At 62.5% G+C, this 11568-nt stretch carries 2 protein-coding genes and 2 CRISPR repeat arrays (1 of these 4 only partly in view); both genes read right to left on the bottom strand.

Going from position 1 to position 11568, the window contains the following annotated elements:
• Window positions 1–31 precede the first annotated feature (31 nt).
• On the bottom strand, window positions 32–463 hold the full coding sequence (locus ACYOEI_RS17240) for a hypothetical protein (protein ID WP_462850775.1): 432 nt from the start codon (window positions 461–463) through the stop codon (window positions 32–34).
• 300 nt (window positions 464–763) lie between these two features.
• Complete coding sequence (locus ACYOEI_RS17235) at window positions 764–1858, bottom strand: DUF1559 family PulG-like putative transporter (RefSeq protein ID WP_462850774.1); 1095 nt, start codon at window positions 1856–1858, stop codon at window positions 764–766.
• 598 nt (window positions 1859–2456) lie between these two features.
• Window positions 2457–10185: direct repeats of the CRISPR family, unit length 36 nt; unit sequence GTGCTCAACGCCTTGCGGCATCACAGAGGGCGGCAC.
• A 90-nt stretch (window positions 10186–10275) separates the two neighbouring features.
• Window positions 10276–11568: direct repeats of the CRISPR family, unit length 36 nt; unit sequence GTGCTCAACGCCTTGCGGCATCACAGAGGGCGGCAC (it continues 1237 nt past the right edge of the window).

The following is an 11568-nucleotide window of genomic DNA, read 5'->3' as shown; positions in this document are numbered from 1 at the left end:
GCGGAGTTGAGGCGGAGGTCAGTTCGTTGGGTCATTTCGCCGCGGATGTGCCGGCTTTGGGGGCCGCTTGGAATTCCTCGGCCGACATTCGGCGGACCGTCCGGTCGAGCATGAGGACGGGACCCCCTTCCTTCGGGACCCGCTTCACGTAGGCCAGGACCTTGTCCGACGGATTCACGCCGGGTCTTTCGTTCGTGTCGGGAAGCGCCGCGTCCCAATGAACCACGACATCCCCCGACCTGACGGCTTCGTATCCTCCAGGAGAACTGCCCGACGCCTTCATCAGGTCCTTGATCGCCTTCGGTGGCGAGTTCTTGAAGAGCTGATATTCGCGGAGGACCTCTCCGACCTCGAGGAGCTTCATCTCTTCAGCCTGATCGGCGGTGTACTGCACGTTTTGTGGCCCGCAGCCGGCCGCCGCGAGCATCCCGGCCCAGCATCCCAGGAGCCACAACCCTCTCACGGACCGAATCCTCTGTCGCATCGTGTCTCTCGAAGAAGAGGAGAGTGAGTTCGCGGGGAAGCGTTCGGACGATAACACGTCGGAGTATCGGGGAATGAATGATTCTTGAGGTTCTTCGCCGGAGTCACGCGAATCATTTCGTACGGTCCCGAAACGAGGCGCCCCTGTCAACGGCTCGGGCCGGGCGTCGACCGAAGTCGAGCCCGGCCCGTTCCCTCGCGTTCTCGGTCCGAGGTCCAGGATGCGACTCGGGATTCGCCATCACGTCGGTTTATGCCGACCCGGGAAACTCCGATTCGATCAATAAGAGTCCGCGCTCACGACTTCGCCGGCCGCGCGAGTCCCCAGGGCGAGCCAGGTGGTCGGGTTGACCGAGTTCTTGATGAAGCGGACGGAGCCATCCGCGAACCCGGTGTTCACGCCGCCGGTATGGTTGCTACGGGCCGCGATATGGGCACAGATGTAGTCGCTGCTGTTGGCACAGTCGTAGGACTTCGAGTTGGGGGTCATCGTATGCGAATAGAAGGCCATCGGGGCGATGCCGCGATAGTACTGCTGGCCACGATATTTCAGCCGAGCGCCGGCAAGGCAGGTGGAGGTCGGCGGCGCGACACTCGTGGTGAAGCTCGCCGCGGCGATCCCGAACACGTTCAGATAGCTGAGCGGGTCCACCTCGGTGGCGAGATTGGCGCTGGCGACCGAACGGGTGATCTCGGAGAAGAGGGCCGTGTTGCTGGTCCCGTCGGTCACGGACGCGATGGTCGTCTTGCTGGCGACCTTCTGATAGTCCGGATTGTTGGCCCCATTCACCTGTGCGGGCTGGCCGTAGTCGAGCGTGACGTTGAAGATGCCCGCCAGGGCCGTGTTCACCTCGGTATGGTTCGCCGTATACCCCGCAGGGGCAGGGCCCATCTCGGGGCACGCCGTCCCGCCGAGCGAGGCGAAGTAGTTGTCGTAGCCGAGGATCCCCGCGAACTTGACGTTGGCCGGGTCCGACGGGCAAAGGTACGCCGAGATGAGCTGAGTCCCGGCCGTGTAGTTCGCGTCGTTGATCTTGTTGTTGTAGATCCCGTTCAGGTTGAACGAGAAGTTGAACGTGTTGTACAGGCTCGAGTTCTCCAGATACGACAGCATCTGGACCTGCGGGGTGCATCGAGGATAGAGCGGCACGGCAATCGTCGGGGTCGGTCCGAAGCCCGGCGGGAAACAACCGTTCGAAGACTCGAAGTTGTGAGCGGCCAGTCCCATCTGCTTGAGGTTGTTCACACACTGAGCCCGCCGCGCCGCCTCGCGGGCCGACTGCACGGCCGGGAGCAACAACGCAATCAGGACGGCGATGATCGCGATGACGACCAACAGTTCAATCAGCGTAAATCCCTTACGATCCCGAAGCATGAAACGGTCCCTTTCTGAGGGGGGTGATGCGATCCCGGCGGCCAATACCAAGTCCCGTGGCGCCCGCCTCGGAGCCTATTCCCGAAGCCGATCCCGGTCGCATCAGTCAAGGAAGGAATGACGTCCGCAGGCAGACGTCGGAGGGCATTCACTTCAAGTCAAAGCTCGATGCTATGTTTCGCACTCTCAACCAGGCGATTGAGGACCGGCCACGTTCGGATGACCTATCGGAGCCGCTAGAATCCAACGACGGCATCGTCACCCATTTTCAGGAATACGGCCTTTCCCCAATTCGGTCCTCTCTCATTGGCTTCGACACGCCATCAAATACAGCTTCACCTCATGGACTCCGACTCACCGCGGTCGCGACCGCACCAAGAAGGTCAGGGAAGGAGAGCTTCGACCCAAGGTAGGTTGGAATCGGCCTCGATGCTGGCTCGGGAGCGGATACTCGCGTCCCGCCCGAGAAAGCCCAAAATGGCCGAGTCTTGAAACTACCGCACCTTGATGAATATATTGCGAAGCCTGTGAGAACATTCCGCGGTTATGTCATACTCGATCATCGGCCGAGTGGAGTGATCTCAGATTGATTTTGCACGTGCTCAACGCCTTGCGGCATCACAGAGGGCGGCACCTTTGACCTTCGTTCCGATCGACTCGATGATCGGGTGCTCAACGCCTTGCGGCATCACAGAGGGCGGCACGGCAGATGGTCGTCGAGCCGGCGGCCCGTCTTCGGTGCTCAACGCCTTGCGGCATCACAGAGGGCGGCACTCGGGGGATAACCCGGGGAGTTATGGGAAGGGAGTCGTGCTCAACGCCTTGCGGCATCACAGAGGGCGGCACACTGAAGTTGAGGTAGTGGGCGCCGATCAGCAGCACGTGCTCAACGCCTTGCGGCATCACAGAGGGCGGCACGGGCCGGCTATCTGGCCCTTAACCCGGCCCATCTGTGCTCAACGCCTTGCGGCATCACAGAGGGCGGCACCCGCTCCCTTCAGTAGGTAAAGAAGCTTGAGTGGGTGCTCAACGCCTTGCGGCATCACAGAGGGCGGCACGCGAGGATGGAGCCCGGACGTTGGCAAGACGGGCAAGTGCTCAACGCCTTGCGGCATCACAGAGGGCGGCACTCGCCTGGAGGGCCTTCATGGAGGCCAAGAATGCGTGCTCAACGCCTTGCGGCATCACAGAGGGCGGCACCGACGACCGACAACAAGAAGTTGCTGGTCCTCGAGTGCTCAACGCCTTGCGGCATCACAGAGGGCGGCACCGACGACCGACAACAAGAAGTTGCTGGTCCTCGAGTGCTCAACGCCTTGCGGCATCACAGAGGGCGGCACGTAAGCGTGTGGGCGTCCCAACCTCGATCTTCGACGTGCTCAACGCCTTGCGGGATCACAGAGGGCGGCACAAGTCCCTCAATGAGCTCTTTCCCGTCGGCACCGAGTGCTCAACGCCTTGCGGCATCACAGAGGGCGGCACCCGCTCCCTTCAGTAGGTAAAGAAGCTTGAGTGGGTGCTCAACGCCTTGCGGCATCACAGAGGGCGGCACGGGCCGGCTATCTGGCCCTTAACCCGGCCCATCTGTGCTCAACGCCTTGCGGCATCACAGAGGGCGGCACGGTCGGATTCAGACCCAACGCACCGTAGATATCACTGTGCTCAACGCCTTGCGGCATCACAGAGGGCGGCACCAGACCTGGGGCTTCGCCAAACAACAGATCAACGAGTGCTCAATGCCTTGCGGCATCACAGAGGGCGGCACTCGCGCGGGGCACTCCCGAACGTAGTGTAACGGTAGGTGCTCAACGCCTTGCGGTATCACAGAGGGCGGCACTTCTCCACAAGCACTTGTTCGGCCGGGCCATCAAGTGCTCAACGCCTTGCGGCATCACAGAGGGCGGCACGTAGGGCTGTCGGCAAAACTGGCAAAGATGCGTGTGGTGCTCAACGCCTTGCGGCATCACAGAGGGCGGCACGTGTTACCCTCGACGCTACGCACGAGCCCCATGCGTGCTCAACGCCTTGCGGCATCACAGAGGGCGGCACTCTCTCAGATTTCCGACCAAAATATAAGGTTTGTGTGCTCAACGCCTTGCGGCATCACAGAGGGCGGCACGATGGTCTCCCTTCACAAGCTCGTTACGGATCCCGAGTGCTCAACGCCTTGCGGCATCACAGAGGGCGGCACGGCGGTTCATCACGGTCCGGGCCGTGATGTAGTGGTGCTCAACGCCTTGCGGCATCACAGAGGGCGGCACAAGACAATGTGGCCAAGGGTGTGGAGCACGAACTGGTGCTCAACGCCTTGCGGCATCACAGAGGGCGGCACCGGGGTGGTCGGTCGCCGCTTGAATGGTCGGGTCGTTGTGCTCAACGCCTTGCGGCATCACAGAGGGCGGCACCTCTTTCGGCCATCGACTTCGGTGTCTTGGTCAGGTGCTCAACGCCTTGCGGCATCACAGAGGGCGGCACATAGTGGGCCAACTCCTCCAACACAGTTTGCCTCAGGTGCTCAACGCCTTGCGGCATCACAGAGGGCGGCACGAGAGCGGGTTTGGGTTGCCCGTCTGGAGTGTCGCGTGCTCAACGCCTTGCGGCATCACAGAGGGCGGCACAGCACACGCTGATATGACGATTCGACCGGACAGGAGTGCTCAACGCCTTGCGGCATCACAGAGGGCGGCACTCCAATCAGGAGGAAGAAAAGACGCCGACGTAGAACGTGCTCAACGCCTTGCGGCATCACAGAGGGCGGCACCTTCGTATTCATCAAGGGACTTTTCAATGGCGAGGTGCTCAACGCCTTGCGGCATCACAGAGGGCGGCACCCCATGTACGCCTCGTCTCCACCCTGATAGATTTTGCGTGCTCAACGCCTTGCGGCATCACAGAGGGCGGCACACCACGCTGGCCAAGACCATACCGATAGCTAGGGGTGCTCAACGCCTTGCGGCATCACAGAGGGCGGCACGGCTTCCCAGAGGATTGGGTTTGCGATGTCGAAGGTGCTCAACGCCTTGCGGCATCACAGAGGGCGGCACGAACCAATCGATCAGCGTGAAGTCGTCCTCGAAGCTGTGCTCAACGCCTTGCGGCATCACAGAGGGCGGCACGACTAACAAGAAGGCGTATCCTACTGATTCCTTCGTGCTCAACGCCTTGCGGCATCACAGAGGGCGGCACCCTCTCGCATGTCGCTTGAGTCGTTGGACATCCAAGTGCTCAACGCCTTGCGGCATCACAGAGGGCGGCACGTCTCGGATACCCACCGCGTCGACTTCGCGGTCCTGTGCTCAACGCCTTGCGGCATCACAGAGGGCGGCACGCGCCATGACCCGCAAGCAAGCCATCGCGTACGTGTGCTCAACGCCTTGCGGCATCACAGAGGGCGGCACGCGCCCTGCCGCAACAATCGCACTTCAGAGTGACACGTGCTCAACGCCTTGCGGCATCACAGAGGGCGGCACTTGACGCTCAGGACGGGGGTTCCGCTGGGCGGCTTGGGTGCTCAACGCCTTGCGGCATCACAGAGGGCGGCACCCGAAGGCTGTGAGCATGGATTGGCGGTTGACGGTGGTGCTCAACGCCTTGCGGCATCACAGAGGGCGGCACGGATCCCACCTCCCATGCCCACCGCATTGGAAACGTGCTCAACGCCTTGCGGCATCACAGAGGGCGGCACAACAGGCTTTCGGCCGGTCATGATAAAGGTGGGTAGTGCTCAACGCCTTGCGGCATCACAGAGGGCGGCACGCACCGCAGCCGTCGCAAACGTTGACTTGCCGCTTGTGCTCAACGCCTTGCGGCATCACAGAGGGCGGCACCAGAAGTACGGGCGAGTCTGGACATCGACGTAGATGTGCTCAACGCCTTGCGGCATCACAGAGGGCGGCACGTTGGGTACACGACGACGAACACAAGGATGATTGGTAGTGCTCAACGCCTTGCGGCATCACAGAGGGCGGCACACGACGGCAAGACCGTCACGGCGCAGGCCGTCGCGTGCTCAACGCCTTGCGGCATCACAGAGGGCGGCACCTATCTCCCCGATGGCCGGACCATCACGCGGAAGATGTGCTCAACGCCTTGCGGCATCACAGAGGGCGGCACACAGGGCGATCCTGCGGCGACTGGAAGCGGGGCTCGAGTGCTCAACGCCTTGGGGCATCACAGAGGGCGGCACCCGGTCGATCGCCCAGCGGAACGTCACGTTCAAGGTGTGCTCAACGCCTTGCGGCATCACAGAGGGCGGCACTTCTGGAGTCGACGGCAGGTCTCCAGCGTCGCTTCGTGCTCAACGCCTTGCGGCATCACAGAGGGCGGCACGAAATCTTCACGGCCGAAGACGACAAATTCCTACGGTGCTCAACGCCTTGCGGCATCACAGAGGGCGGCACGTTATCAGATACGCCCCATTGACGATCCTTGAAAGTGCTCAACGCCTTGCGGCATCACAGAGGGCGGCACTTTTTCGGCCGTCTCGTAATTGCGGCTAGTGAAGAGTGCTCAACGCCTTGCGGCATCACAGAGGGCGGCACTGGCAATCACCGTACGGTGTCTTGACTGTCTTCCAGTGCTCAACGCCTTGCGGCATCACAGAGGGCGGCACGCCGAGGACGCTGGCCTGACGCTTGCCGTTCATCCGTGCTCAACGCCTTGCGGCATCACAGAGGGCGGCACAAGTTCACGGCCGGTCGTGTGACACGGCGCCCACGGTGTGCTCAACGCCTTGCGGCATCACAGAGGGCGGCACTCGCGTTCTTCGCGGGCCTGTTCGCGGATCATTCCCATGTGCTCAACGCCTTGCGGCATCACAGAGGGCGGCACCCTCACAAGTAGGATCCCACCTCCCATGCCCACCGGTGCTCAACGCCTTGCGGCATCACAGAGGGCGGCACGAGCGGCTCAAACTCAGGGAGCGAACCTACGACGTGTGCTCAACGCCTTGCGGCATCACAGAGGGCGGCACCGACGCCATTCGGTGATTGCTACACTTTCGCGTAGTGCTCAACGCCTTGCGGCATCACAGAGGGCGGCACTGACCTATTCCTTTCTGTATTGTTCGAAGACGGGAGTGTGCTCAACGCCTTGCGGCATCACAGAGGGCGGCACCTGGGCTTCCGAAACCCCGGACGCCAGCGGAAAGTGCTCAACGCCTTGCGGCATCACAGAGGGCGGCACCCTGGGTCCCCTCGCCGGCGACCGAGACGATCCGGGTGCTCAACGCCTTGCGGCATCACAGAGGGCGGCACACGTCCGATCCGGCAACGACTCGCTCGAGCCGATGGTGCTCAACGCCTTGCGGCATCACAGAGGGCGGCACCATGTGGCGAACCGGCTCACCACGTTGTCACAATACGTGCTCAACGCCTTGCGGCATCACAGAGGGCGGCACGTCTTCGCGAGTTGGATCTCGAGTTGCCGGTTCTTGTGTGCTCAACGCCTTGCGGCATCACAGAGGGCGGCACAAGAGGACCCGTCGCGGTCGCCCTTCACCGGGTCGAGTGCTCAACGCCTTGCGGCATCACAGAGGGCGGCACGCTCAGACGCCTCATTGAGGAGTGTCGACCTCCAGTGTGCTCAACGCCTTGCGGCATCACAGAGGGCGGCACTTGCTCATCTTCGCCGTCGTCGTCCTGGTCGTCTGGGTGCTCAACGCCTTGCGGCATCACAGAGGGCGGCACGTCGAACACGATCGGGAGCATGACGGCCGACTATGCGTGCTCAACGCCTTGCGGCATCACAGAGGGCGGCACCCAGAGGAGCCCGACGCGTCGCCCCTGGGTAACCTCGTGCTCAACGCCTTGCGGCATCACAGAGGGCGGCACATATCCGTGAATGAGTGTACGATCGTATCGATCGCGTGCTCAACGCCTTGCGGCATCACAGAGGGCGGCACAAACCACCCCCTCCACTCCGCAGCCCGCCAGGACGTGCTCAACGCCTTGCGGCATCACAGAGGGCGGCACGGCCACGCCGAGCTTGACCGCGGCGCGTTTGAACGGTGCTCAACGCCTTGCGGCATCACAGAGGGCGGCACGCCCGTCCAGGGCGGCGTCTGCGGTCGCGAGAGGGGTGCTCAACGCCTTGCGGCATCACAGAGGGCGGCACGTGTCACGGCGGGTTCGACCCCCGCACCAAGCCCTGTGCTCAACGCCTTGCGGCATCACAGAGGGCGGCACTCCCTTCCCTCGGGATGCCTGGACACGTACCAAATGTGCTCAACGCCTTGCGGCATCACAGAGGGCGGCACATCCAGCTAGACGGGATCTGGTTATAGATCCCTTGGTGCTCAACGCCTTGCGGCATCACAGAGGGCGGCACGGTGAAGGTGGCGTGGGGGACTTCCTCGTAGCTGGGTGCTCAACGCCTTGCGGCATCACAGAGGGCGGCACGTACTCGCCGCGACGGCATGCGCTAGCGGCCGAAGGTGCTCAACGCCTTGCGGCATCACAGAGGGCGGCACTTCAACGGGCCGGCCTTCAATGGCTTCACGGTCGGGTGCTCAACGCCTTGCGGCATCACAGAGGGCGGCACGACGTGCCCGAGTTCGACGCGACATCGTTCCACATGTGCTCAACGCCTTGCGGCATCACAGAGGGCGGCACCTCGTCCTGCGTACCGTTGTAATTGTTGTCGAACCGTGCTCAACGCCTTGCGGCATCACAGAGGGCGGCACAGATACTTCGCCACGAAGGTCGGCTCATTCGAAGGGTGCTCAACGCCTTGCGGCATCACAGAGGGCGGCACCAAGGCACGCCTCAAGGGGTGAACCAAAGGACAAGACGCGTGCTCAACGCCTTGCGGCATCACAGAGGGCGGCACCGAGCAATCCAGCGCCAATCACTCCGACTATTTCTAGTGCTCAACGCCTTGCGGCATCACAGAGGGCGGCACTTGTAAAACTCAGGCAAGCGGGAGGATTTCACGCGTGCTCAACGCCTTGCGGCATCACAGAGGGCGGCACCTCGAGTTTGAGGAGAAAGGCGTTCAGACGATCATTGTGCTCAACGCCTTGCGGCATCACAGAGGGCGGCACACGGATAGCAGCGCCACGAGGGCAAGGGCGAGTTTGTGCTCAACGCCTTGCGGCATCACAGAGGGCGGCACGCCATGTCCAAGCGTTCACGGTGTTCCAGCCTGCGGATGTGCTCAACGCCTTGCGGCATCACAGAGGGCGGCACATCTTACCCGTATTGCCCAATCGCTACAATCCACGTGCTCAACGCCTTGCGGCATCACAGAGGGCGGCACCCTTCGGCCAAGACCGCCGGATCCTCGGCCCTCGTGCGTGCTCAACGCCTTGCGGCATCACAGAGGGCGGCACCCATCGCGACGGCCTGGTCCCCGACGTCGACGAGGAGTGCTCAACGCCTTGCGGCATCACAGAGGGCGGCACATCGAGGCCGGCACCCCGGAGCGATCGAGGATCCTGGGTGCTCAACGCCTTGCGGCATCACAGAGGGCGGCACGCTGGGCATCCAGAACAGCCCGCTCATGATCCGCCTGTGCTCAACGCCTTGCGGCATCACAGAGGGCGGCACAAGTCGCATTGCCTCTCAATCTCGGTCAAGAAAATGGTGCTCAACGCCTTGCGGCATCACAGAGGGCGGCACGGGAGGCTGCGGCCGAGCAAGAGGGGGTCAAGACGGGTGCTCAACGCCTTGCGGCATCACAGAGGGCGGCACACGACGATGAGACCGAAGGGTTCAAGGCCGGAGACGTGCTCAACGCCTTGCGGCATCACAGAGGGCGGCACGGGGCAAAATAGCCTATGCGGCAATGGCTTCAGGGTGCTCAACGCCTTGCGGCATCACAGAGGGCGGCACGGCCTCGATCCGCTCGCGAGTGACGGGGTTCAAGGGTGCTCAACGCCTTGCGGCATCACAGAGGGCGGCACGCAATCCACAATTGCGGGCTCGACAAGAACGAAATGTGCTCAACGCCTTGCGGCATCACAGAGGGCGGCACAACGGCTTGTCGTCGATGCGGGAGAGCTCTTACGGTGCTCAACGCCTTGCGGCATCACAGAGGGCGGCACTCTCATCCCGCCTACGCCGACGTCACGATCGATTGGTGCTCAACGCCTTGCGGCATCACAGAGGGCGGCACACTCCTAGTGGCCCCATTGGTCGATCTCGGTAATGTGCTCAACGCCTTGCGGCATCACAGAGGGCGGCACAAATCGGTCAGCGTAGGCGACGAACCAACCGTAGCGTGCTCAACGCCTTGCGGCATCACAGAGGGCGGCACATGGCGATGAAGGGCAGGGCGAGGATGACGTTGATGTGCTCAACGCCTTGCGGCATCACAGAGGGCGGCACGATGGGTAAGCGAGCGAAAGCTCGTGAGACAGGGGGTGCTCAACGCCTTGCGGCACGCTCGAGCTAGTTTGTCAGTTGACAACCCGTATGTGTGCTCAACGCCTTGCGGCATCACAGAGGGCGGCACACCGACCCGTCCGCTTGTCAAGGATTTTTTTAAGTGTGCTCAACGCCTTGCGGCATCACAGAGGGCGGCACACGGGCGATTCATGCTGAACGGCGAGACAATCTGGTGCTCAACGCCTTGCGGCATCACAGAGGGCGGCACACGGCGATATCGCCCTCGTCTACGTCGGCCACACGTGCTCAACGCCTTGCGGCATCACAGAGGGCGGCACAAGGAAGGAACGGCCAAAATGGCTAAGATTCTCAAGTGCTCAACGCCTTGCGGCATCACAGAGGGCGGCACACCTCCGCCCGGATCTCGTGAATCGGCACCACGGAAGGTGCTCAACGCCTTGCGGCATCACAGAGGGCGGCACTTGCTGATTGTCGACGTGTTCGCCAGGCTAAGGAGTGCTCAACGCCTTGCGGCATCACAGAGGGCGGCACGGCCAGCATCCCCCGCAACTGACGGTCGCAGCGAGGTGCTCAACGCCTTGCGGCATCACAGAGGGCGGCACTGGTTTGCTCAGGCATTGGTGGACTCCATCACCGGGAACTGTGCTCAACGCCTTGCGGCATCACAGAGGGCGGCACGTGTCTCCCTTTGGTACACCCACAAGTTCCAAGATGTGCTCAACGCCTTGCGGCATCACAGAGGGCGGCACCCGCCACCCGCAAGCACACCGTGAAGACGACCAACGAGTGCTCAACGCCTTGCGGCATCACAGAGGGCGGCACGTGGCCAGGGCTGGTATCAGGAGACCCTCCCCAGTGCGTGCTCAACGCCTTGCGGCATCACAGAGGGCGGCACACCCTTGGCGTGATCCCAGAGGGTGGGGTTGTCTTGTGCTCAACGCCTTGCGGCATCACAGAGGGCGGCACCCCCACTGCGGAGACCCGACGAAGGCCCAGACCTTGTGCTCAACGCCTTGCGGCATCACAGAGGGCGGCACCCGATATCCGGTCTCCGCAGAGCTTCAGGGGAACGCGTGCTCAACGCCTTGCGGCATCACAGAGGGCGGCACGCGAATCACGCGTCAGTCAAATTCATGATTATCTGTGCTCAACGCCTTGCGGCATCACAGAGGGCGGCACCAGCCAGGACAGTCGACGAGGCCGGGCACCCCGAGTGCTCAACGTCTTGCGGCATCACAGAGGGCGGCACTCCCGATCAGGGTCCACGGGTGTATCCCGGGGAAGTGCTCAACGCCTTGCGGCATCACAGAGGGCGGCACCAGGAGAGGTTGCGCGACCGAGGAACGTGATAGTGAGTGCTCA

Source organism: Singulisphaera rosea, assembly GCF_054877945.1.
The sequence above is the reverse complement of the archived record's forward strand: the minus strand, read 5'-3'. Positions and strand labels throughout refer to the sequence as shown.